17 protein-coding genes are annotated in these 22672 nt (G+C 71.0%); 6 read left to right on the top strand and 11 right to left on the bottom strand.

Annotated elements, in window-relative coordinates; genetic code table 11:
• Positions 1 to 460 precede the first annotated feature (460 nt).
• From ndk to NS2_RS06895, 4 genes are all read right to left on the bottom strand, one after another.
• Positions 461 to 877: a nucleoside-diphosphate kinase gene (ndk, locus tag NS2_RS06910; protein WP_033086534.1), complete on the bottom strand. Its 417-nt coding sequence runs from the start codon at positions 875 to 877 to the stop codon at positions 461 to 463.
• Between the two features lie 84 nt (positions 878 to 961).
• Positions 962 to 1369, bottom strand: coding sequence for a DUF4233 domain-containing protein (locus NS2_RS06905; RefSeq protein WP_033086535.1), 408 nt, complete (start codon positions 1367 to 1369; stop codon positions 962 to 964).
• Complete coding sequence (gene folC, locus NS2_RS06900) at positions 1366 to 2736, bottom strand: bifunctional tetrahydrofolate synthase/dihydrofolate synthase (protein WP_052086122.1); 1371 nt, start codon at positions 2734 to 2736, stop codon at positions 1366 to 1368. Before folC ends, NS2_RS06905 begins: the two co-directional genes overlap by 4 nt.
• Positions 2737 to 2810: 74 nt before the next feature.
• Complete coding sequence (locus tag NS2_RS06895; protein WP_033086536.1) at positions 2811 to 5510, bottom strand: valine--tRNA ligase; 2700 nt, start codon at positions 5508 to 5510, stop codon at positions 2811 to 2813.
• 327 nt (positions 5511 to 5837) lie between these two features.
• Between NS2_RS06895 and NS2_RS06890 the strand changes: the two genes are divergently transcribed.
• Together NS2_RS06890 and NS2_RS06885 are read left to right on the top strand one after the other, a co-directional pair.
• Positions 5838 to 6476: a class I SAM-dependent methyltransferase gene (locus NS2_RS06890; protein ID WP_147207111.1), complete on the top strand. Its 639-nt coding sequence runs from the start codon at positions 5838 to 5840 to the stop codon at positions 6474 to 6476.
• 224 nt (positions 6477 to 6700) lie between these two features.
• Complete coding sequence (locus NS2_RS06885; RefSeq protein WP_033086538.1) at positions 6701 to 7069, top strand: hypothetical protein; 369 nt, start codon at positions 6701 to 6703, stop codon at positions 7067 to 7069.
• 101 nt (positions 7070 to 7170) lie between these two features.
• Here the strand turns inward: NS2_RS06885 and NS2_RS06880 are convergent, their stop codons facing one another.
• Entirely contained in the window at positions 7171 to 8097 is a 927-nt protein-coding gene (locus NS2_RS06880; protein WP_052086111.1) for a diacylglycerol/lipid kinase family protein, read from the bottom strand.
• The gene (locus NS2_RS06875; RefSeq protein ID WP_033086568.1) at positions 8094 to 9671 is read right to left on the bottom strand and encodes an FAD-binding oxidoreductase; all 1578 of its coding nucleotides are present in this window, start codon (positions 9669 to 9671) and stop codon (positions 8094 to 8096) included. Before NS2_RS06875 ends, NS2_RS06880 begins: the two co-directional genes overlap by 4 nt.
• 118 nt (positions 9672 to 9789) lie before the next feature.
• Between NS2_RS06875 and NS2_RS06870 the strand changes: the two genes are divergently transcribed.
• Positions 9790 to 10380, top strand: a complete 591-nt coding sequence (locus tag NS2_RS06870; RefSeq protein ID WP_033086569.1) for a TetR/AcrR family transcriptional regulator — start codon at positions 9790 to 9792, stop codon at positions 10378 to 10380.
• A gap of 105 nt (positions 10381 to 10485) precedes the next feature.
• On the top strand, positions 10486 to 12018 hold the full coding sequence (locus NS2_RS06865) for a glycerol-3-phosphate dehydrogenase/oxidase (RefSeq protein ID WP_033086539.1): 1533 nt from the start codon (positions 10486 to 10488) through the stop codon (positions 12016 to 12018).
• Positions 12019 to 12029: 11 nt separating this feature from the next.
• Here NS2_RS06865 and NS2_RS06860 read toward each other — a convergent pair whose 3' ends face one another.
• Complete coding sequence (locus NS2_RS06860) at positions 12030 to 12440, bottom strand: hypothetical protein (protein WP_052086112.1); 411 nt, start codon at positions 12438 to 12440, stop codon at positions 12030 to 12032.
• Positions 12441 to 12656: 216 nt separating this feature from the next.
• Here NS2_RS06860 and NS2_RS06855 point away from each other — a divergent pair, with 216 nt between their 5' ends.
• Together NS2_RS06855 and NS2_RS35850 are read left to right on the top strand one after the other, a co-directional pair.
• Positions 12657 to 14093, top strand: a complete 1437-nt coding sequence (locus NS2_RS06855; RefSeq protein ID WP_096490678.1) for a hypothetical protein — start codon at positions 12657 to 12659, stop codon at positions 14091 to 14093.
• On the top strand, positions 14094 to 14252 hold the full coding sequence (locus tag NS2_RS35850; RefSeq protein WP_155239901.1) for a hypothetical protein: 159 nt from the start codon (positions 14094 to 14096) through the stop codon (positions 14250 to 14252).
• A 60-nt stretch (positions 14253 to 14312) separates the two neighbouring features.
• Here NS2_RS35850 and NS2_RS06850 read toward each other — a convergent pair whose 3' ends face one another.
• From NS2_RS06850 to NS2_RS06835, 4 genes are all read right to left on the bottom strand, one after another.
• Complete coding sequence (locus tag NS2_RS06850; RefSeq protein WP_033086541.1) at positions 14313 to 17393, bottom strand: FAD-dependent oxidoreductase; 3081 nt, start codon at positions 17391 to 17393, stop codon at positions 14313 to 14315.
• A 96-nt stretch (positions 17394 to 17489) separates the two neighbouring features.
• A complete protein-coding gene (locus NS2_RS06845; RefSeq protein ID WP_036548341.1) occupies positions 17490 to 19766 on the bottom strand; it encodes a serine/threonine-protein kinase in 2277 nt (758 codons plus the stop codon).
• Positions 19763 to 21448, bottom strand: coding sequence for a hypothetical protein (locus tag NS2_RS06840; RefSeq protein ID WP_147207110.1), 1686 nt, complete (start codon positions 21446 to 21448; stop codon positions 19763 to 19765). The genes NS2_RS06845 and NS2_RS06840 overlap by 4 nt, the downstream gene beginning before the upstream one ends.
• Positions 21445 to 22659: a hypothetical protein gene (locus tag NS2_RS06835; RefSeq protein ID WP_052086117.1), complete on the bottom strand. Its 1215-nt coding sequence runs from the start codon at positions 22657 to 22659 to the stop codon at positions 21445 to 21447. Before NS2_RS06835 ends, NS2_RS06840 begins: the two co-directional genes overlap by 4 nt.
• Positions 22660 to 22672: the final 13 nt, after the last annotated feature.

Raw genomic sequence — 22672 nt, 5'->3', positions numbered from 1 at the left:
GCGCGCTCCTCTGAGGAGTGACGCGGCCGTCGCGGGGGCGCTGTCTTGTCGGCCTCACACCCGCGGGCATGAGATCGTAAGTCTTCGCGCCGTGTGGCCCGTTATCACCGGTATCTCGTCGTTCGGGCTAACTGGTCACGTGGCGCCTGGTTGGTTGGCTCAACTCCGTGTCACGAGCGTTCATCCAGCGTGCCTGCCCGGCGGCCGAGTCTTGGAAGCCGTCGGCGGCAGCGATGATCGTCCGTCGCTCCGCGGTGTCAATTCGAAGGTGAACGACACCTGCCGCAAACGGCCGGCGTCGGTCACTTCCAGAGCCAGTATCCCACACCACGTCGGGGCGTCGTGCCCACGCGGCCCGGAGCGGGCCTCGCGAGTCTCGCGGGCGGCCGCTGATTCCGGGGTCCGGGGGTGGGCCCCCGGACCTATCGGTGGAGCTGCGGGGGCACGGCCCCCGGAGAGATCAGAGCGCGAATTCGGGGAACCAGAGCGCGATCTCGCGCTTGGCGGACTCGGGCGAGTCGGAGCCGTGCACCAGGTTGTACTGGGTCTCGAGGGCGTAGTCGCCGCGGATGGAGCCGGGGACGGCCTTCTCGACCGGGTCGGTGCCGCCGGCGATCTGGCGGAAGGCGGGGATGGCGCGCGGGCCTTCCAGGACGATCGCGACGACCGGGCCGGAGGTGATGAATTCGATGAGCGAGCCGAAGAACGGGCGCTCGGCGTGCTCGGCGTAGTGCTCGGCGGCGAGCTCCTCGGAGACGTTCACCTGCTTCAGGGCCGCGAGCTTCAGACCCTTGCGCTCGATGCGGGTGATGATCTCCCCGATGAGGCCGCGGGCCACGCCGTCGGGCTTGATGAGTACCAACGTCTGCTCAGTCACAAGCGCAACCTTAACCGGCGCGCCCTCAGCAGGAAAAACGCAGACCGGGGACAATGCCCCGGTCCGCCCGATTCAGGGGATTTTTCAGGCTCCGGACATGCGCTGGCTGGGCAGTATCCCGGCCTCCATGCGCTTTTTCACATCGGCGCGCAGGAACAGGACGAAGATCCAGACGGCGACGAAGACCACGCCGATCACCAGGATCGAGAGGTGAATGAAGCCGCCCAGCAGTAGAGCCACCTGCAGGGCCAGGTTGAAGGGGATGGCCCAGGGGCGGCGTTGCAGGCCCGCACCCAGGAACATGATCACGGCCAGGCCGACCACGTAGAGCACCGACCACCAGCGCAGACCGCCACCGACCGCGCTGATCACCGGCAGGGCGAGCAGGACCGTGATGGCTTCCAGGACCAGGGTTCCGGCCATGACCCCGCGCAGGCCCTTCCACGGGTCCGTGGCGGGTGGCGGAACCTCGGGCTTGGCGTCGGAGGTCATGCGGGGTCCTTTCCGAACAGGCTGCGGGCGGCCCCGGCGGTGACGACCGAGCCGGTGATGACTATGCCCGCGCCCGAGACCAATTCGCCATCCTCGCCTTCCTCGGCCAATGCGATGGCGGTCTCGATGGCATCGGCGAGATCGTTCGCCACGGCCACGCGTTCATCGCCGAAGCGCTGCACGGCCAGGTTGGCCAGATCGTCGACGGGCAGGGCGCGCGGGGAGCCGTTCTCGGTGACGACGATCTCGTCGAAGACCGGTTCCAGGGTGTCGAGGATGCCGCCGGCGTCCTTGTCACCCAGTACCGCGATCACACCCACCAGTTTGCGGAAGTCGAATTCGCTTGTCAGCGTGGCGGCCAGGGCCTTGGCCCCGTGCGGGTTGTGGGCGGCGTCGATGAAGATGGTGGGCGCGCTGCGCATGCGCTCCATCCGGCCGGGGCTGGCGGCGGCCGCGAAACCCGCTCGCACGGCGTCGATATCGAGCTGCCGGGACGCGCCCGCGCCGAAGAACGCCTCGACCGCGGCCAGCGCCAGCACCGCGTTGCGGGCCTGGTGTTCGCCGTGCATGGGCAGAAAGATGTCGTCGTAGACGCCGCCCAGGCCCTGAAGTTCCAGCATCTGCCCGCCGATGGCGACGCGGCGCGAAAGCACCTGGAACTCCGAGCCTTCGCGCGCCACGGCCGCGTCCACCTCGACGGCGCGGCGCAGCAGCGCGTCCATGGCCTCGGGTTCCTGCTGGGCGATGATGGCCACGGTGTCGCGCGGGGACAGCTCGTCCTCGACGGCCTTCTTGATGATTCCGGCCTTCTCCCCCGCGATGGAGGTGAGGTCGGTGCCCAGATAGTCGGTGTGGTCCAACCCGATCGGGGTGATGACCGCGACCTGGCCGTCGATCACATTGGTGGCGTCCCAGCGACCGCCCAGCCCGGTTTCCACCACGGCCACGTCCACGGGCGCTTCGGCGAAGGCCGCGTAGGCCATGCCGGTGAGCACCTCGAACTTCGACATGGCCGGGCCGCCCGCGGCTTTGGACTGCTTGTCCACCAGCTCGATGTAGGGCAGCAGTTCCCGGTACACCTCGACGTAGCGCCCGGGCGTGATGGGCGCGTTGTCGATGGCGATGCGCTCGGTGGCCAGTTGCAGGTGCGGGCTGGTGATGCGCCCGGTGCGCCGGTGCAGGGCGGTGAGCAGCGAGTCGAGCATGCGGGTGACCGAGGTCTTGCCGTTGGTGCCCGCGATGTGGATGGCCGGATAGGACTGCTGAGGCGAGCCCAGCAGGTCCATCAGGGTCGCGATGCGGGTCAGCGACGGCTCGATCTTGGTCTCCGGCCAGCGCCGGTCGAGTTCGGCCTCGACCAGCGCCATTTCGGCCAGGTCCACCGGCGAGGTGCCGGTGGCGCTCAATGAGCCTTCCGCGTACTGGCGTTCCGGTTCGTCGTTCACTTGGCCGCCAGCGTGACGATCTCGGCGAGGCGGGCGGTGATGCGCTCGACGTCGCCCTCGGCGATCTCCTTGCGCGCCTTGATCTTCGCGACGACCTCGTCGGGGGCCTTGGCCAGAAACGCCTCGTTGCCGAGCTTGCCGTTGGTGCCCGCCAGTTCCTTCTGGGCGGCGGCCAGGTCCTTCTCCAGGCGGCGGCGCTCGGCGTCGAGGTCGACCGTGCCGGAGGTGTCGATCTCGACGGTGACCGTGGCATTGGTCAGGCGCACCTCGAGCGAGGCGGTGACGGCGAAGTCGTCGCCCGCCGCGGTGAGCTTGGCCAGGTTGGCGATGCTCGGCTGCTGGCCGGGCAGGTCGGCGGCGTCGATGCCGACCAGCTTGGCGGCCACCTTCTGGCTGTCGGCCAGGCCCTGGTCGGCGCGGAAGCGGCGGATCTCGGTGATGAGCTTCTGGGTGTCCGAGATGCGCCGGGCGGCAACCGCGTCGGCGGTGGCGGCGGAGACCGTCGGCCAGGCGGAGATGACGATGGACTCGCCCTCCGCGCCGTCGGTCAGTGCCTGCCACAGGGTTTCGGTGACGAACGGGACCGCGGGGTGCAACAGGCGCAGCACGGCGTCGAGAACGTTGCCCAGCACGATGCGGGTGCTCGCCGCGCGTTCCTCGGACTCGGCGAACTGGACCTTCGCCAATTCCAGGTACCAGCTGCAGAATTCGTCCCACGCGAAGTGGTAGAGGCCCCCGAGCGCCTTGCTGAACTCGTAGCGGTCCAGCGCGCCGTCGACCTCGGCGATGACCTCGTCGAGCCGGTCCAGGATCCAGCGGTCGGTATCGGTGAGGGTCTCGCGCGCGGGCAGCTCGCCCGGCTGCGCGCCGTTCATGAGCGCGAACTTGGTGGCATTGAACAGCTTGGTGATGAAGCTGCGCGAGGCGGTCACGTGCGGGGTGCCGACCGACAGGTCGCCGCCGGGCTGCGCGCCGCGGGCCAGCGTGAATCGAGTGGCGTCCGCGCCGTACTCGTTGATCCAGTCCAGCGGGTCGATGCCGTTGCCGCGCGACTTGGACATCTTCTTGCCGAACTCGTCGCGGATCAAGCCGTGCAGGAACACATCCTGGAACGGGACCTGCTTGTGGTCCGCGTGCTTGCCCGCGGTGATGGCGGCGTCGTCGGAGACGAACATGCCGAACATCATCATCCGGGCGACCCAGAAGAAGAGGATGTCGTAGCCGGTCACCAGCACGCTGGTCGGATAGAACTTCTCCAGCTCGGCGGTGGCGTCGGGCCAGCCCATGGTGGAGAAGGGCCACAGGCCCGAGGAGAACCAGGTATCGAGCACGTCCGGGTCCTGGACGTAGCCCTCGGGCGCCTGCTCGTCGGGTCCGACGCAGACGATCTCGCCCTCGGGGCCGTACCAGATCGGGATGCGGTGGCCCCACCACAGCTGGCGCGAGATGTTCCAGTCGTGCATGTTGTCGACCCACTCGAACCAGCGCGGTTCCTGGCTGGCGGGGTGAATCTTGACGTCGCCGTTGCGGACCGCGTCACCGGCGGCCTTGGCGATGCCCTCGACCTTGACCCACCACTGCATGGACAGGCGGGGTTCGATGGGCTCGCCGGAGCGCTCGGAGTGGCCGACCTGGTGGATGTAGGGGTACTTGCGCCCGACCACGCGGCCCTCGGATTCGAGGCGCTCGCGGATCTTCAGCCGGGCCTCGAAGCGGTCCATGCCGTCGAATTCGGTTCCGCTGTCGGCGATCTTGCCGGTCTTGTCCATGATGGTGGGCATGGGCAGGTTGTGGCGCAGGCCGAGCTCGAAGTCATTGGGGTCGTGCGCCGGGGTGATCTTGACCGCGCCGGAACCGAATTCGGGGTCCACGTAGTCGTCGGCCACGATCGGGATCTGGCGGCCGGTGATCGGGTGGTAGACGGTGGTGCCGATGAGGGCCCGGTACCGCTCGTCATCCGGGTGCACCGCCACCGCGGTGTCGCCGAGCATGGTCTCCACCCGGGTGGTGGCCACGATCACGTGCGGCTCATCGTCGTTCAGCGAGCCGTAGCGCAGCGAGACGAGTTCGCCCTCGACCTCCTTGTGGTCCACCTCGAGGTCGGAGATGCCGGTCTGCAGCACCGGCGACCAGTTCACCAGGCGCTCGGCGCGGTAGATGAGGCCCGCGTCGAACAGACGCTTGAAGATGGTCTGCACGGCACGCGAGAGGCCGTCGTCCATGGTGAAGCGGTCGCGGCTCCAGTCCACGCCGTCGCCGAGGCGGCGCATCTGGCCCTGGATCTGGCCGCCCGAGTCGTGCTTCCAGTCCCAGACCTTGTCCACGAACAGTTCGCGGCCGAAGTCCTCCTTGGTCTTGCCGTCGACGGCGAGCTGCTTCTCCACCACGGTCTGGGTGGCGATGCCGGCGTGGTCCATGCCGGGCAGCCACAGCACCTCGAAGCCCTGCATGCGCTTGCGGCGGGTGAGCAGGTCCATCAGGGTGTGGTCGAGGGCGTGGCCCATGTGCAGGGTGCCGGTCACGTTCGGGGGCGGCAGCACGATCGAGTAGGCCGGCTTGCCGCTGGAGGTGTCGGCGGTGAAGTAACCGGCGCCTACCCAACGCTCGTACAGGTCGGCCTCGACATCGCCGGGGTTCCAGCTCTTGGGGAGGGCATCGGCACGATTACGCGGGTTCTCAGAGGCTGCGCTGGTCACCGGTCGATTCTAAGGGCAGGGATTATCGCCCAACGACCGGGTTTTTGGTAGGGGCCCGCCGGGGTCGGAGCGGGCCGCCGGAGGGCCCTGTCGCGAGCAAGCCGAAGGGCGAGGCTTCCGGCGGATGAGGGACACCGGAAGCCTCGCCCTCGAACCTCAGCCTACCGCCGTTTCGGGCCGCTGTTCCGGATCCAAAGGCAATTCTCAGGTTCTGGCCCAAATGGGCCAGGTTAGAACAGCTTTCGTTGCATGAGCGTTGCGTCCGCCGCATTGTTTTCGCGTCGTGACAGACCACCTGTCAGGTGACCGGCGGGTAGCCTCTTCACCATGAATCCGATTGTCTCGCGGGTGATGTCGACGGTGGCCGGAAAACTGGGAAATCCGCGCGGACTACTGGGCAAGGGCGTGGCCCGATTCCTCAATCGCGGCAATCGGCCGATGATCGCGGCCGCGGTGGCCGCGGCCGAGGTCAGCGCCCTGGACGCGGCCGCCGATATCGGATTCGGCGGCGGCATCGGGCTGACGCTGCTGCTCGAGCGGGTCGGGGCCACCGGGACGGTGACCGGGATCGAGCTGTCGCAGGACATGCTGGACCGGGCGCGATCGGAGTTCGCGGCCGACCTGTCCGAGGGACGGCTGAAGCTGGCCGCGGGCTCACTCACCGAGCTGCCGCTGCCCGACGCCTCGCTCGATGCCGTGATCACCTGCAACACCGTGTATTTCGTGCCGGAGCTGGATGCGGCGTGCACCGAACTGGCGCGGGTGCTGAAGCCGAAGGGCCGCTTGGTCATCGGCATCGGCGATCCGGACGCCATGGCGAAAATGCCTTTCACGCCATACGGTTTCACACTGCGCCCGGTCGCGGAGGTCATCGCGGCCATGGAAAAGGCGGGGCTCGCCGTCGAGCGCCGGGACCTGCCGAACAAGCCGATCCCCGGGCACCTGCTGATCGGCCGCCCCGCCTGACCGAGCGCCCCGATCACCCGGCCGAGCGTCCCATTCGCCCGGTCAGGGCACGTGTCGAAGGCCACTCCGGCTCCCCGGGGTGAGCTGACTCGCGATTACTTGTCTCTACCACCTGCGGTGATGTCTTCTAGCTATCTCGGCTGGCGCCAGTCGTACTCAAGTTCATCGCAGTACCGAGACAGCTCCCAAGGGACTCCGGTCCCACCGCCGGAAAGCGAGTCATCATGCGCGTTCGAACCATCGCCGCCCCCGCCGTCCTCGTCACCGGCTTCGCCATCGCCGGACTGGCCACGACCGGAACCGCCTCCGCCGCAACCCCGTTCGTGATTCCGCAGATCGGTGCGGCCGGTGTGGAACTCTCCCCCGGCGAAACCCAAGCCCTGGCCAACAGCCCGATTCCGGCCCTGGTGGACAGGTTCGCACCCGGCCCCGCGGTCAGCGTCGGCGTCCAGCCCGATTCGCAGATTCCCCACGACGGCACCTATGTCTTCGCGGACATGCCCACGATCGTCGGCGAGGCCGCGGCGCATCCGAACGGTTCGGTGGACATCCTCGTGGACGGGGAGGGCGTGGCCGTCATCCAGGAATGGTGACGCGTCTGCGACAACCCCCGCATACGCACTGCGCCCCATGCCGAAAAGGCATGGGGCGCAGTGTTGTCCGAGCGGCGGACCGCTCGGGCGGGTGACGAGGATCAGGGCACCAGGACGTCCAGCGCGCCGGGGATGGCCCGGAAGAATCCCGGGAGCAGCCCGGCCGGATCGCCGTCGGCGGTGGCGGGTGCGCCGGGCGCGGTCAGGCGGATCTCGCGGGCCTTGTGGAAGGCCGCGGCCGGGTGGTCGATGCGCTTGCCGGAGGACAGGTCCGGCAGCAGGCGCAGCATGTCCAGGCGCGACATGGCACCGACGACGGTCAGATCCAGCAGACCGTCGTCGATGACGGCGTCGGGGCAGACCTGCATGCCGCCGCCGTAGCTGCGGGTATTGCCGACGGCCACCATGATCGCGTCGAGCTCGAGCACGGTGCCGTCCGGGTGGTCGGGCGAACCGATCAGTTCGATGCGGTACGGCACCGCCAGCTTGCTCGCCAGCTCGAGCAGTGCGGCGACGGTGTAGCGCTTGGGGCCGTTGGGCCAGCGCAGGGCATTGGCGCGCAGGGTGACTCGCGCGTCCAGGCCGGTGCCGGTCACGGTGGCGAACCAGAGCGCGCGCCCGGATTCCTCGGTCTCCACGGTGCCGAGATCGATGGAGCGGGTATTGCCGCCCAGCACGGCGGCCACCGCGGCCGGGGTGTCGTCGGGAATGCCGAGTTCACGGGCCAGGTCGTTGCCGGTGCCGCCGGGGATGAGGCCCAGGGGCAGGCCGGTGCCGACCAGGGCCTGCAGCACCACGCCGGTCAGGCCGTCGCCGCCGGCGGCCACCACGGCGTCGGGCCGGGTGTCGAAGTCGGCCAGCGCCTTGCGCAGCAGGCGTTCGCTCTCCGCGGCCGAGTCGCCGCGGATCTCGGTGACCTCGACACCGCGCTCGGCGAACAGATTGGCGGCCTCGACGGCGACCAGCGCACCCTTGCCCTTCCCGGACAGCGGGTTGGTCACCAGGGCGATGGAGCGAATGGTCGTCACGGAATCAGCTTCCCAGGGTTGAGGATTCCGGACGGGTCTACGGCGTTTTTCACCGCGCGCAGCACCCGCACGCCGAGGTCGCCGACCTCGTCGGTCATCCACGGGCGATGGTCCGCGCCGATGGCGTGGTGGTGGGTGATGGTGCCGCCCGCGGCCACGACGGCGTCGCCCGCGGCCCGTTTGGCCTTGGCCCACTGGGCGATCGGGTCATCGGCCTGCTTTCCGACAATGGTGAAGTACAGCGACGCACCGGTCGGGTAGGTGTGCGAGATGTGGCACATGACCAGCGCCGGGGTGCCCTGGGCGGTGAGCGTGTCGGTCAGCGCGGCGGTCACTTTCGCCTTGAGGTTGGCGAGATTGGCCCAGTTGGTGGCGGTTTCGAGGGTCTCGCAGAGCACGCCCACGTCGAGCAGGGCATCACGCAGGTAAGGGGCGGAGAAGCGGCCGTGCTCCCATTCCTGGGCGGGCGTTTCGCCCAGTGCGGTGCCGCCGGCGGCGGCCAGCAGGGCGGCGGCCTCGGCGCTGCGGGCGGCCACGTGCGCGGCGGTGCCCTCGTAGGTGGTGACGGCCAGGCAGCCGCCGACGGCCGCGCCGCCGACATCCCCGGCGCGGGCCAGGTTGAGGCCGGTCTCGGCCTCGTCGGACAGGCGCATGACGGTGGGGGCGGCCCCGGCCTGGATGACCGTGCGCAGGGCGTTCGCGCCGGTGGCGAAGTCGGGGAACGACCATGCCTGGTAGGCGGTGGTCTCCGGGACCGGGTGCACGCGCAGGGTGACCGCGGTGATGATGCCGAGGGTGCCCTCCGAGCCGGAGAACAGCTCGCGCAGATCGGGTCCGGCGGCCGAGGCGGGGGCGCGGCCGAGATCGAGATCACCCGCGGGGGTGGCGATCCGCAGGCGCATGATCATGTCGTCGAAGCGCCCGTACCCGGCCGAGGCCTGGCCCGAGGAACGGGTGGCGGCGAACCCGCCGATGGTGGCGAATTCGAAGCTCTGCGGGAAGTGGCCGAGCGAAAAGCCATGGCGGGCAAGCAGTTCCTCGGCCTGCGGGCCGGACAGGCCCGCGCCCAGGGTGACGGTGCCGCTGATCGGGTCGAGGTCGGTGAGGGTGTCGAGGCGACGCAGGTCCAGGGCGATGACGGCCGGGAAGCTGCCGCGTGCCGGGTCCAGGCCGCCGACCACACTGGTGCCGCCGCCGAACGGGACGACCGCGATGCCCTTGGCGGAGCAGTACTTCAGCACCGCGAGGACATCGTCGTGATCGGCGGGGAAGACGACGGCGTCGGGGGCGTCCTGTTCGCCCGCGGCGCGGCGGCGCAGCAGGTCCGGGGTGGACTTGCCGCCCGCGCGGAGCAGGCGGTCGCGATGGTCGATCGACAGGTTCTCGGCTCCGACCACCGCGACGAGCCCGGCGTGCTGTTCCGGCGTGAGCGCCGAGGCGCGCAGCGGCACGTCGCCCTCATCGCGACGAGTCACCGGCTCGCCGGACACCCCGAATACCTGTGCGAGCAGTCCCCGAATCTGCTCGGGCAGCGGTTTGTGTCCGGACGGGGAGCCCCAGGCGTCCCACACCATACTCGCGCGGGCCTGCGGCTCGCCCGGGTTTTCCGTCGATGCGGCGGGTGCTTGTGTGTCGACCATGCGTTACAGTCTGACATAGAATGTCAAGCAGTAACCGAACTAGTCTCCGGTGGTGCAAGCAGTGAGTTCTACCGAAACCTCCTCCGCCGTCGATCGGGCCATCCTCGACGCGGCGCGCGCCTGCGTCGCCGAATTCGGCGTGCGCCGGACCACCCTCACCGAGGTGGCCCGGCGCGCGGGCGTGAGCCGCCCGACCGTGTACCGGCGCTGGCCCGACACCGGGTCCCTGGTGGCGGATCTGCTGGTGCGGGAACTACGTGAGATCATCACCGGCACCGCGCCAAGCACCGGCAGCGCCCGCGAGCGCCTGGTCGGCGGCATTGTCGGCGGCGGTGCGGCAATGCGCCGGAACCCCCTGTTCGCCAAGATCTTCCGCGCCGACACCGACATCATGCTCACCTACGTGTTCGAGCGACTGGGCCGCAATCAGCGCGCCCTGCTGGACCTGTTCGCCGCGGCCATCCTGGAGGGCCAGGACGACGGCTCGATTCGCGACGGCAATCCGGCCCACCTGTCCGCCATGCTGCTCCTCATCGCCCAGTCCTCCGTCCAGTCGGCAAGCACCTTCGAACCGGTAATCGACGCCCCGCACCTCGACACCGAACTCGCCCGCGCCCTCCACGGCTACCTCACCCCCACCTAAACCCCACCCCCGATCCGTCGAGTGGCACACCAGCGCGGCGAATTCGGGCAAATCCCCTCGCTGGTGTGCCACTCGGCGACAAGCGCACAGTTTGGGAGGACCTCCATGGCTAGGAACACGGGCGATTCGGCGCTGAATGCGGCGCGACGGCAGCGGGAACTCACCAGGCTGGGCGATGGGGAGCCCATTGACGTGCTGGTGATCGGTGGCGGTATCACCGGTGCCGGAGTGGCTTTGGACGCCGCGGCGCGCGGGCTGCGGACGGTGCTGGCGGAGAAGCACGACTTCGCGTTCGGGACCAGCCGGTGGAGTTCGAAGCTGGTGCACGGCGGGCTGCGGTATCTGGCCAGCGGCGGGGTGGGGATCGCGCACGAGAGCGCGGTCGAGCGCGACATTCTGCTGACCCGCACCGCCCCGCATCTGACCCGGGCGCTGCCACAGGTGGTGCCGCTGCTGCCGAATATCGGTGCGGCGCAGAAGGTTCTCGTGCGGGCCGGGTTCCTGGCCGGTGACGTGCTGCGGCGGACGGCCGGAACCCCGGCGTCGGTGCTGCCGCGCTCGCGGCGGGTGGCCGCCGCCGAGGCGCTGCGGCTGGCCCCGACCGTGCGCCGGGCCCGGCTGCGCGGCGGCTTGCTGGCCTGGGACGGGCAGTTGGTGGACGACGCGCGGCTGGTGGTGGGCATCGCCCGCACTGCGGCGCGGGAGGGCGCGTCGGTGCTGACCCGGGTCGAGGCCACGAATGTCACCGGCACCTCGGCCACCCTGCGGGACACGCTGACCGGCGAAACCCTGGATGTGACAGCGCGTTCGGTCGTCAACGCCACCGGCGTGTGGGCCGATCAGGTGGATCCCAGCATCGAACTGCGGCCCTCGCGCGGCACCCACCTGGTGTTCGACGCGGCGGCCTTCGGCGGGCTCACCGCCTCGCTGACCGTGCCGATCCCGGGCAGCACCAGCCGCTTCATCTTCGCGTTCCCGGCCGCGCACAACCGGGTCTACCTGGGTCTCACCGACGAGGAGGCCCCCGGCCCGGTGCCCGACGTGCCGCACGCCACCGACGCCGAGATCGACTTCCTGCTCGACACCGTCAATACCGTGCTGCGAGAGCCCCTGAGCTGCAGCGATATTCGCGGCACCTTCGCGGGCCTGCGCCCGCTGCTGCGCACCGGCGGCGACAGCACCGCCGACATCTCCCGCGAGCACGCCGTCCTCACCTCCCCCACCGGCCTGATCACGGTGGTCGGCGGCAAGCTCACCACCTATCGAAAGATGGCCGAGGACACCGTGGACGCGGCGGTCGCACACGCGAGCCTGCCCGCCGCCCCCTGCCGCACCCGCTCCCTACCGCTGGTGGGCGCGGTCTCCGGCGCGGCCCGCGACGCCATCGCGGCTCCGCCCCGCCTGGTCGAGCGCTTCGGCAGCGAGGCCACGGCGATTCTCCAGCTGACGCAACAGTCTCCGGCCCTGTCGGCCGAGGTCGCCCCCGGTATGGACGTCACCGCCGCCGAATTCGCCTTCGCGGTCACCCACGAGGGCGCCCTCGACGAATCCGACCTCCTCGACCGCCGCACCCGTATCGGCCTGGTCGAGGAGGACCGCAAGGCCGCCGAACCCGCCGCCCGCGCCGCCTTCGAATAGGCCGGTAAGGGTCAGCCGAAGACGTTGCAGCCGGAGCCGGTGGCTATGCCGGTGCCGACGTGGATGTCGACGTAGGGGAAGACGTCCTCGCTGTCGCGGTGGTACTGCCAGATCTGTAACCGGTGCGGACCGGTGGTGGTGGGTGTCCAGCGAATCTGGGCGAGCGCTCCGGAAGGCTTCGCGATTCCGATGGGAACGCTGTTGTCGTAGAAGACGACCGGCGTGCTGGGGTCGTCGACGTAGCCGTCGACGTCGTAGCTGCAGCCGGTGCCGTAGTTGCTCGCCATGCCGAAGCTGATGCCCGGGTCGATGCCGATCCGGGTGGCGGTGGCGCCGGCGGGGGCGGCCAGGCCGACGACGGTCGTGAGCGCGGCGCAGCCGACCGCGGCGGCGGTCGTGTTCCTGATGATCGTGCCCATCATGGTTCGGTCCTCATCGGTGATGCCGGAGCCGGATGCACCGGCACGATGCCTCGATCCTCGCCCGCCGGTCCGGGATATGGGTGACATTGCGGCAATCTGGCGCGATCCGTGTCTTCCGGGAACCCGGTGTCCCCGGGTGACAGGGCGCTGCGGAGGCGGGCGCAACGGTCCTATGCTTGGCAGCGATGTTGTGAGCGCCGGGAGAGGGAGGCGCGGATGGGCCGAATTCCGACGACGGTCGGGCTGATACCGGGGGCGGGACTGGTCGCGCGGTTCGCGAACCTGGTCATCTTCCTGCACGGTGAGAGTCCTTCCACGGACCGCATACTCGGGGCGGCGGAGACCGCGGCGAGCGCACCCGATCCGGGGGTGGCGATCGCGCAGCGCCTGGCGGCGACCGTGTTCAGCAGCGGTTCCGCGCAGCCGCCCGCGTTCGGTGTGGTCGCGCCCACCGCGGGCGGGATCCTGATCCTGCTGCGAGGCCCGGTGACGGCCGCGGTCGACGGCCCGGAGGGCGCCCGCACGCTGTCCGGCGAGCGGGCCATGACCTGGGCCGACGAGATCGTGCGGAATCCGGTGCGGCGGCTCACGGTGATCGCCGAGGGGGTGGGCGGCGAGATCGCGCACACCGATCTGCGGGCCGGGGTGGTGGCGGGCGGCGGTTTCGTCCTGCACGCCCCGGTTTCCGGGCTGGGGGCCGCGCGCCTCAGAGAGGCCGCGCGGAACCCCGCCGCCGAGGCGGGCGCGAAATCCGCTCCCGAGCCCACGCCGAAAGCCGCCGCCGAGGCGATGCCGAACGCCCCGTCCAAGGCGATGCCGAACGCCCCGTCCAAGGCGATGCCGAACGCCCCGTCCAAGGCGATGCCGAACGCCCCGTCCGAGGCGATGCCGAGCGCCTCATCAGGGGCAGCGCCGAGCGCTGCCGCCGAGGAGGCCCCGATCCCGGCCACGACCCGCCGGGCCCCGACTCCCACGCCGTCGCACACCCGCTTCTCCGGGCCGACCCCGGCATCGGGATCCGGTCGGGGACAGCCGGTTTCCCCGACGCCGGAATCCCCGGCCGAGGCCGGGGCGGCCAATCCGCGCAATGCCGCGACCACTCCGGCTCCGGGTTCGCGGCTGGCCGGCGGTTCCGGATCCGACCGGCCCGGGGGTGTGCTCGACAAGCGGGTGCGGATCGAGGCACAGGTCGACTCCGGCCCCGCGACGCGTGCGACACCCGCCGAGACGCGCAGAGCACCGGCGACTGGTCCGGAACATGCGCACGGGCCGCGGGCGGCGGGTCCGGATCTATCGAAACGTCCAGCGCCCGATGCCGATTCGGGTGCCGCGAGGCGGCGTGCGGACCGGCCGGACCCGGCCGACCAGCCGCCCACGGCCGCCTATAGCCCCGGGGCCGAAGCCCTCGAGGAATCCGCGCCCCGGGGTCGCGGCGCGCCGCCGCCCACCACGGCGGCGGAGGCCGCGGTGGCCGGTGCGCTGACCGGTGCCGAGGGCGCGGTGTATCCGCTGGATCGCCCCTACGTGATCGGCCGGGATCCGATGATCGACGAGGCGGTGCGGCGAGCGGTGGCCTCGCCCATCGTGATCGCGCGGGATCGGCACGTGTCGCGGGTGCACGCGCGGGTTTTCATCGAGAACGGCCTGGTGTAGGTGCGCGACGCGGGGACGCCGGGCGGCACGTTCGTGGCGGCTCCCGGTGCGGCGGACTGGGTTCGGGTGGGGCAGCGGCCGATGGAGTTGAAGGCGGGGTGGAGTCTGCGCATCGGCGAGCGGGTTCTCACCTACCGCACCGCGCCGGGCTCGCCGTAGCTCATCGCGGGGAGCCCTGACCCATTGCTGGGAGCGGTGGGTCGTCGCCGGGAGCGGTGGTCATTGCAAAGACGACCAGTCTCCTTGTTGAAGGGCATTGCGGGAGTACGGGTCGATCTCGCGGCGCGCGCGGACGGCCTGCTGGGCGGCGGCCACGTCGGTCGGGTGGTGGCCGAGGACGATCGCGCCGACCAGTCGGTTCGCGGAGATGACCAGGCGGCGGTAGGACCGCTGCGGCGCACGGTCGACCACGATCACCTCGTCGCGCTGCCCCGGCTCCACCTGCCCGATGCTGAACAGCTCCAGGCCGACGCCCTTGAGGATGGTCGCGGGCGTCTCCGCGCTCAGCACCTGATCGCCGCCGAGCGCGTTCACGGCCGCGGCCTGCGCCTGCTCCGCCGCGATCGGCCACAGCCCGAGCACCCGCTCCCGATGCTCGGCCACGTCCCCGGCCGCGTACACGTTCGGCGCGGCGGTGCGCATGCGGTCGTCCACCAGAATGCCGCGCCGGACCGGGATTCCGGCGCGGCGCGCGAGATCCACGTTCGGTCGGATGCCGATCGAGGCCAGGAAGATCTCGCACGGTGCGACGGTGCCGTCCTTCAGGATCGCGGCGGTGACCGGGCTCGCGTCCGGTTGGCCGCCGGACCGGCCCATCGGTCCGGAACCCCCGGTCAGAGCGGCTGTTTCGGCGCGGTGGCGCACCTCGATACCGGCGCGCGCGAAGTGGTCGTGCACGATGGCCGAGGCGCGGCGGTCGAGCTGTTTGCCGAGCATGCGTTCACCGCGCTCCAGCACGGTGACCCGTAAGCCCAACTGGTGCAGGGCATATGCGGCCTCCAGCCCGAGCAGGCCGCCGCCCGCGACCACGGCGCGGGTGCAGGAGCGCTGCTGGGCGTAGGCCCGGATGCGCAGGGCGTCACCGGCTTCGCGCAGCACGAAGCTGCCCGGCCGGTGCAGGCCCTCGATCTCGGGCAGCGCGGCGGCGGCCCCGGTGGCGAGGATGAGCCGGTCGTAGGGCAGCACGTCGCCGGTGCCGAGGTGGACGCGCTGGGCGCGCGGATCCAGTTGGGTGGCCAGGGTATTGAGCCACGGGTGGATGCGGTGCTCCTCGTACCACTGTTCGGGCAGCAGGTGCAGGCCCTGCATGGCGGAGCGGCCGGGGATCAGGCGGGAGATGCCCATGCGGTTGTAGAAGTCGTGGGATTCCCGGCCGACCAGGTGTATTTCGCAGTCCGGGTGGCCGCGGCGCAGGAAGTCGGCGGCGGTGACACCGGCGATGCCGTTGCCGATGACGACCAGGCTCACCAGCGAGCGGTCGAAGTGGGCCGGGCGGTCGCCATTGCCGTGGCCGGGCTCGGGGGTGAGCGCCACCTTGATGCCGCCGCCGTTGACGCGGGCGCAGCAGGCCATGCGGGTATTGGCGGCGAAACCCAGCCGCCGCAGGGTGTTCCGCTCGTCGCCGGTGGGTTCGCAGAGTTGATCGCCGCCCTCGAGCACCGCCACGGGGTCCGCGCCGCAGACGCCCATGCGGCAGCCCGCCTCCAGCGGCAGGCTCGCCTGTTCGGCGAGTTCGAGCAGGCTGGCCCCGGTCTCGGCGGCCACCGTCGTGCCGTCCAGGATCACCGAAGGGCCGGTGGCGGCGGGCTTTTCGGCGTCGGCGCGGGGTCGCGGGAAGGGCAGCAGGACGGGTTCGGTGCGGGCCCCGGTCGTGAGCGCGTATTGCAGCTCGCTGACCCGGGTCCGAGCCAGGAACAGCACGGAGGCCACCAGCACGAAAACGCTGATCGGCCAGTGCAACCAGGCCACGCCGACACCGGTGACGGTTGCGAACGAGGCGAGCAGCACCGGTCCGGCGAACCAGTAGAAGACGTTCAACGCGAGCGCCGCGTACACCGCCGAGAGCATGGCCGCGCTCACCCCGGTCAGCGCCTCGACCGCGAAGTAGACGCCGATCGCGGCCAGCAGGAACACCGCCAGCACCAGATACCGTTGCAGTACAGGAAGTCCCGTGTATCCGGCCAGCACCATGAAGCCCAGCACGAACCCGGGCAGCGCCGCCGCGAACAGCTTGCGGGGCGCGCTCCAGCCGGGATCCGGGTCGGCCATATCGGCCTGGTAGGCGGCGCGCGGCTTGAAGTCGAAGCAGTTCTTGGCGCAGCCCACGCACGGACGGCAGTGATTATTGGCGATGGTGACGAACGGCGTCTGCCCGTAGACCCGCTGCAAGGGGAACAGCGGGCAGATGCTGCTGCACCAGCCGCTCTTGCCCTTGAACGCCACACCGCCGGTGAAAGCGGCCACCAGTACTGCGGAAAGCACTGCACCCGTGGCGATTCCGCTGCGATCCAGTCCAGCAACCCGGGATCCGGCGATGCCGAAGAACAGGGCGACGGCGATCAGGTAGCCCCGCCGCTGCATCCAGACCGGTGGTGTCGCCGCGCGCGTGAAACCGAACAGTCGCGGCAGCTGATTGGTGGCGGCCAGCGGACAGGTGTTGCGCCACAGGCCCGGCGCGATCAGGAACAGCCCCGGCAGGATCGGCACCACCACCTTGAAGAACCAGAACAGCCCGGCGGCGGGCCGCACGAACAGGGTGACGACTAGCGCCAGGAACACCGCGATGCTCGCGAACCGCGCCGCCTGCCAGACCGGCAGCGGAATCCGGCTGGGCAGTTCGGTGAAGGCGGGGAACGGATTTCGCTCGCCGGTGGGATCGATGCCGAGGACCCGGTTGGCGGCGTTCACCCAGCGCGGCAGCGCGGCGCGCGCACCCGGCGGACGCGGCAGTGGACCCGACGGGCCCAGCACCGTCGCCGACAGCTCGTGCTCCTCGAACTCCGCGGTGGGGGTGTGCAGGACCAGGATCTCGCTGCGGCCCAGCCGCACCACGTCACCGGTCACCAGTTCGTGTCGCCCGGTCAGCGGCACGCCGTTGACGGTGGTGCCGTTACGGCTGCCCAGGTCCACCACCGACAGCGAGGTCGGGGTCGGCACCAGTCGCAGGTGCTGCCGCGAGCCCCCGCTGTCCGCGAGGACCTCGTGGCTGCCGTCGCGTCCGAAGACGATCGGCCCGTCGAGCAGGCGACGCCGCGCGGGCCGCCCCCACTCCCGTATTTCGATGACCGGACGCCCCGCCATGTTCCACCCCCGTGCTCTCGCGCGGTCACCGATCCTGCCGCGCTCGTGCGTGTATCGCGTGAACGCGGGCCTACCATTACGCTCGCGGCGGGCCGCTCAGGCGCGCTCCCGGAGGCGTTGTATCCGCACGTAGCGGTACCGTTTGCCGACCCGGCGGCAGCCCGTGGCCAGGGCCAGCCCGGCGGCGGCACCGCCTGCGGCGCACCCGATCACACCGAGCAGCGTGGGCTCGTGTCCCAGCAGCACCCAGGAGGCGCCGACCGCGGCCACCCCGAGCAGACCCGCGCTGATGGCGAGGCCCACCGTCGACGCGAACCGCGCACTGCCGCGGCGCAGCGTCCGGGCATTGGATTCGGCGTAGGCACCGGCGAACAGCAACAACAGCAGCACGCCGACGGCGGTCGCGGTGGTGGTCGCGGGTTGCGTGGTCCGCACCCCGAACCGATACGCCTGCATCTGGGAACCATTGCGCGACAAGGACAGCTCACCCGTCAGCCGACCGGCGAGCACATATTTGTTCACCGGTGCCGCCAGCTCACCGGCACCGCCCTTCAGGTCCGCGCTCTCGCCTCCGGCACCGATACCCAGCACATTCACCGACAGTTTCGCGCTGTCCGCGTCCGACCCGGTGATCGTGACCGGCACCGGTTTCGAGAGATCGAGCTCGACCGTCTGCGCGGCCGGATCGGCTCCGGCGATCCGAATCATCCCCGCCGGCGGCACATTCCGATCCGCCGCACCCAGCCCGAGCACTGCGGCCCCGACGGTCACCGCCGCCAGCATCGCGCCCGCCAGGAACGGCACCCGCGGCGAGGGCAACGTGACCACGCGCTGCACCGGCACCAGATCCGCCCGCGCCACCTCGGCCAGCCGCACCCCGCCGTGCTGGATCGGCTCCTTGGGCCGCACGCGTTCCATCGGCCCGGTCCACACCGGGCCCGAGGGCCCCGGCATCCCCACCGGGCCGTATCCCGGTGGCGCACCGCTTGATCCGGGTCCCGGCGGGTATGCGCCGGCACTGCCCGATGCGGCCGGACCCTGCCGAGGCGGCGTGGCAGGACCGCCCCGCCCGGCCGATATCCCCGCACCCGCAGGCCCCGGCGTCGCGACCGGGCCTGCGCCCGAGCGCCGGGTCGGGGCGTTGCGGGGATCGCCGGGAACATTGCGGAGATCGCCGGAAGTCTGGCGCGGACCACCGGGCGGAGCGGACGGTGGCGCACCACGACGGTCGCCGGGTCCGCCTTGAGGCGCGGGCGTTTCGGGGCCCCGATACAGACCGGCCGGTGCGCCCTGCGGCGCGGGCCGCGGCAGTGAGTCAGCGGTCGTGTCGCAGGGAACCTGCCCTGCCGGACCGCGTCGAGGTGGCGGCGTCAGCGGTCCCGAGCGGTTCGCCCCCGGCGGCGGGGTGTAGGGGCCCGCGCCGCGGAGATTGCGTCCGCCACCCGTCGCGGCGGCGACGATCGTGTCCGCGCCGATCACCGGAATACCCACGGGTGTAAGCCAATTCGCGCCCCACAGGTGCGCGGCGGGTTCGGCGATGGCGATGCCGAAGGTTTCGGCCGTGTCGTAGCGTTCGGCGGGGTCGCAGGCCAGGCCGCGCATGACGGCGTCGGCGATGGGCTGCGGGACGAAGGGCGCGACCTCGGCGAGCGGGACCGGTTCGCCGTAGGCATGGGCGAAGAGCAGGGCCAGCGCGTCGGAGCCGGTGGGAAACGGGAGTACCCCCGAGAGCAGCTGGTAGAGCATGGTGGCCAGCGCGTACACGTCGGTGGCGGGCGAAAGCTGGTGGCCGCGCACCTGTTCGGGCGCGATGTAGGACGGGGTGCCGATGATCTCCCCGGCACGGGTCACCAGGGTCTCCTCGCCGCCGACGATCTTGGCGATGCCGAAGTCGGTGAGCTTCAACGTCCCATTGGCGGCGAACATCAGGTTGGAGGGCTTCACGTCGCGGTGCAGGATGCCGCTGCGGTGGGCCGCGTCCAGTCCGGCCGCGCAGGACAGCGCGACGGCCAGCGCGGCGGTCGCCTCGAATCCCGCGGTGACGAAACGGTTCTCGACGGTGCCGCCGGGCAGACACTCGAGCACCAGCAGGCACAGGTCCTCGTGCTCGACATAGTCGTACACCGGCACCACGTGCGGGTGGTCCAGCGCCGCCATCATCCGCGCCTCGGCCACGAACCGCCGCCGCACCTGCATATCGTCGGCGAACTGCGGCGGAATCTGCTTGATCGCGACCCGGCGGTTGAGCCCCCGGTGTACCCCGGCCAGCACCACGCCGCACCCGCCGCGACCGATCTGCCCACCGATCTCGTACCCGGGCAGCGCCGCCCGCACCCGCGCCAGATCGGCGTCGGTCAGGTTCGCCACACTCATGTACCCGTTCCCCCGTCCCCGGATCCCTTGCCGCCGGGCGCACTTCGAATGGTCGGCTCGTCGCCTTCCTCTCCCGGCTTGCCCAGGTCCACGCCGCGCCCGAAGGTGGTCTCACCCCGCCCGCCCGGCGGCCGCGGCCGCTGCACGCCCGACGGATACCCCATCGTCGCCTCCTCCACACCGGAGGCCGAACAGCGGAACGGCTCCGAGCCCGGCCCATCGGGTGGTCGGCTCACGGCAGGCAATCCGCCCGAGCCCGTACCCGACGCGGCCACCGCGCCCGGCCCCGGCGAGCCAACCGTGCCCGGCCCGGGCGGGGCGATGGTGACAGGCCCCGACGGGGCGATAGTGGCAGGCCCGGAAGGGGCGATGGTGCCGGGTGCCGACGGGGCGATGGTGCCCGCCGGATCGGAACCCTTCGGCACGACCGCGGTCTCACCCGACGGGGGTGTCATGGCGGAGGCCAGTGGCCCGCCGCCCGGGTATGCTCCGCCGAATCCCGGCCGCGTCATGCGAGTCGTCTCGCCGCTGTAGAAATCCCGACCGGCCGCGTCGGGTGCGGGTCCGCCCGGAAACACCCGCGCCGCAGGGGGTCCCACGGGCGCGCCGGGCACGACCCGGGTCGCGGCATCGGCCGGGTTCGCGCCGCGGATGTCCAGGTCCCGGAAGGTGCCGCCGGGCTGTCCGGGCGCGGGCAGGTCCGGATAGGTGCCGCCGTAGGGCGGATTGGGGCCGGGCACGGGGAACAGCGCCGGGTCGGGGCCGCCGATCCCCGGATGGGGACCACCGGGCTGGGACATGCCCGCGCCGACCGGCGCCCCCGGGACGCTCGCCGCGAAGCCGCGCGCGTCGAGTTCCCTTGCCGCGGCCAGATCTTCGGGGTCCAGGCCCAGGTCGTCGGACCGGCCCGGGGTGGGTGAGAGGTACCCGGCCAGGAAGAAGAGCCAGGCGACGACGCCGGCGAGGGTCAGCCACAGCTCGGTGCCGGGCACCCACCAGCGCGCCACCGAGGCGGTGAACCCGATCATCAGGCCGATCCCGAGGCCGGGTGCCAGCAGTCGCAGGCCGCGCTGCCAGCGGTTGGCCGAAAGGCGGTGGCGCGCAACGGTCAGGGCCGCGTCGGCGATGGCGAGCCCGGTCAGCACGGCGATGATGATGCCGAACAGGCCGTAGACCGACATCAGCGAGCCGCGCACGTCGACCACGGTGTGCACGGCGGTCAGCGGCTTGCCGTCCGCGCCGATGAGGGTGAGGTCCGAGCCGATGAGCCCGGTGGCCTGACCGTCCAGGCCCGCGGGATCCAGCCGGTAGGTGAGCTTGTCGGACTTGCCCGCCGCGACGGTCAATTCGACCGTCGTGGAATAGGAGTAGAAGTTCAGGCCGAGCACGTGCCCGGCCAGGTCCACCCGGCGGACCGACACCGGTTTCGCGGTGCCATTGGTCACCTCGACGACGACCAGCACCACCTTCTTCGGATCCAGGCGCACCGGATTGCTCGCATTCGCGCCCGCGATGGCGCGGCCGCCGACGGTGGCCGTCGCGCTCACCCCGCCCGCCGCGGCGGCGGGTCCGGCCGTGAATATCGCTGCCACCAGGGCGATTACGGCCAGCAGCGCGACCGTGGACGGGCGCGGCAGCGGCGCTCTCGGCGATTCTCCGTGCGCGGGTGTGCAGCTGGTCATCGGGGCCTCCGGGCCGGGAGATGGGAGATCAGACGGTGGCCGTAGAACCAGCCGCCGATGAGCAGGAAGAACAGCAGCACGGTCATGGTGGCCGCGCCGCCCCCGACCTGACTGACCAGCACGATGTCCAGATCGGCCGCCAGCTTCCTACCGCACTCGGCGGTCACCTCGTGCTGACCGATCTCGGCCCCGCCGGTGGCGAGCGTGGCCTCGAAGCCGCCGTCGGCGCGCGCCTTGGTGTCACCCACGTTCGCGCCACCGATCGACAGCCGCACATCCGAACCCGGATCACACCCGGACCCACTGGCGGTCACCTGCCCGCCGGGCGGCACCGCGGGCGGATTCAGCGACAACCCGGAGGTCTGCGCCGGAACGGGCGCGGTGGTCGTGGTGGTCGGCGGCTTGGGTTCCTCGCTCGGCGGCGGGGCCGGGGCGGTCGTCACGACCGGCGGGGTGGTCACCACCGGCGTGGTGGGCACCGGATTCGGTTTCGGCGGTTGCGGATTCCCGGTGGGCGGCTTGACGCCACCCTGATCCGTGGTCGGACAGCTGCTACCGGACTTCTTCTCCGAACCGTCCGGGCAGTACTCGGGCTTGGGCGTGGTCGGGCACACTCCGTTCGACGGCTTCTCCGAACCGTTGGGACAGTATTCGGGCTTGGGCGTGGTCGGGCACACCCCGTTCGACGGCTTGACCGAACCGTTGGGACAGTATTCGGGCTTGGGCGTGGTCGGGCACGTCCCCCAGGTCGGCTTCCCCGAACCATCCGGGCAGTACTCGGGTTTCGGGGTCGTCTTGCACGTTCCGCCCGACGGCTTCTCCGAACCATCGGGGCAATACTCCGGCTTCGGCGTCGTCTTGCACACGCCACTCGACGGCATCACCGAACCATCCGGGCAATACTTCGGTTCGGTCTTCGGCAGACAGCCCTCACCCGTGCACTTGCCGTCGCTGGTCCCCGAGCCGTCGCACTTGGTCGGATCGTCGCAGTGGTTGCCGCCGTTCTGGCCGGGCACGCCGTCGCGGGTGCCGGTGCAGTCCGGCAGGCAGTCCTTCTGGGGCGGATTCGTCGTGGTGGTAGGGACTTTCATCGGTGCGCGCTCCTGCGGCGCGGGCACCGAGACGGTGGTGATCGGGACCGGTTGGGTCGCACCCGGATTCGCCCAGCCGATGCCCGCGGGAATCAGCAACGCGATCACCGCCGCGAGCATCAGACCGAGGTGT

Source organism: Nocardia seriolae NBRC 15557 (assembly GCF_007990715.1).
GTDB classification, from domain to species: domain Bacteria; phylum Actinomycetota; class Actinomycetes; order Mycobacteriales; family Mycobacteriaceae; genus Nocardia; species Nocardia seriolae.
The sequence above is the reverse complement of the archived record's forward strand: the minus strand, read 5'-3'. Positions and strand labels throughout refer to the sequence as shown.

What these genes read in the sequence shown, in the direction of transcription:
- NS2_RS06905 (WP_033086535.1), bottom strand. Translation starts at nt 1,369, where the DNA reads ATGACCTCCGACGCCAAGCCCGAGGTTCCGCCACCCGCCACGGACCCG.
- folC (WP_052086122.1), bottom strand. Translation starts at nt 2,736, where the DNA reads ATGGCGCTGGTCGAGGCCGAACTCGACCGGCGCTGGCCGGAGACCAAG.
- NS2_RS06890 (WP_147207111.1), top strand. Translation starts at nt 5,838, where the DNA reads ATGAATCCGATTGTCTCGCGGGTGATGTCGACGGTGGCCGGAAAACTG.
- NS2_RS06885 (WP_033086538.1), top strand. Translation starts at nt 6,701, where the DNA reads ATGCGCGTTCGAACCATCGCCGCCCCCGCCGTCCTCGTCACCGGCTTC.
- NS2_RS06875 (WP_033086568.1), bottom strand. Translation starts at nt 9,671, where the DNA reads ATGGTGTGGGACGCCTGGGGCTCCCCGTCCGGACACAAACCGCTGCCC.
- NS2_RS06865 (WP_033086539.1), top strand. Translation starts at nt 10,486, where the DNA reads ATGGCTAGGAACACGGGCGATTCGGCGCTGAATGCGGCGCGACGGCAG.
- NS2_RS06860 (WP_052086112.1), bottom strand. Translation starts at nt 12,440, where the DNA reads ATGATGGGCACGATCATCAGGAACACGACCGCCGCCGCGGTCGGCTGC.
- NS2_RS06855 (WP_096490678.1), top strand. Translation starts at nt 12,657, where the DNA reads ATGGGCCGAATTCCGACGACGGTCGGGCTGATACCGGGGGCGGGACTG.
- NS2_RS06850 (WP_033086541.1), bottom strand. Translation starts at nt 17,393, where the DNA reads ATGGCGGGGCGTCCGGTCATCGAAATACGGGAGTGGGGGCGGCCCGCG.
- NS2_RS06845 (WP_036548341.1), bottom strand. Translation starts at nt 19,766, where the DNA reads ATGAGTGTGGCGAACCTGACCGACGCCGATCTGGCGCGGGTGCGGGCG.
- NS2_RS06840 (WP_147207110.1), bottom strand. Translation starts at nt 21,448, where the DNA reads ATGACCAGCTGCACACCCGCGCACGGAGAATCGCCGAGAGCGCCGCTG.
- NS2_RS06835 (WP_052086117.1), bottom strand. Translation starts at nt 22,659, where the DNA reads ATGCTCGCGGCGGTGATCGCGTTGCTGATTCCCGCGGGCATCGGCTGG.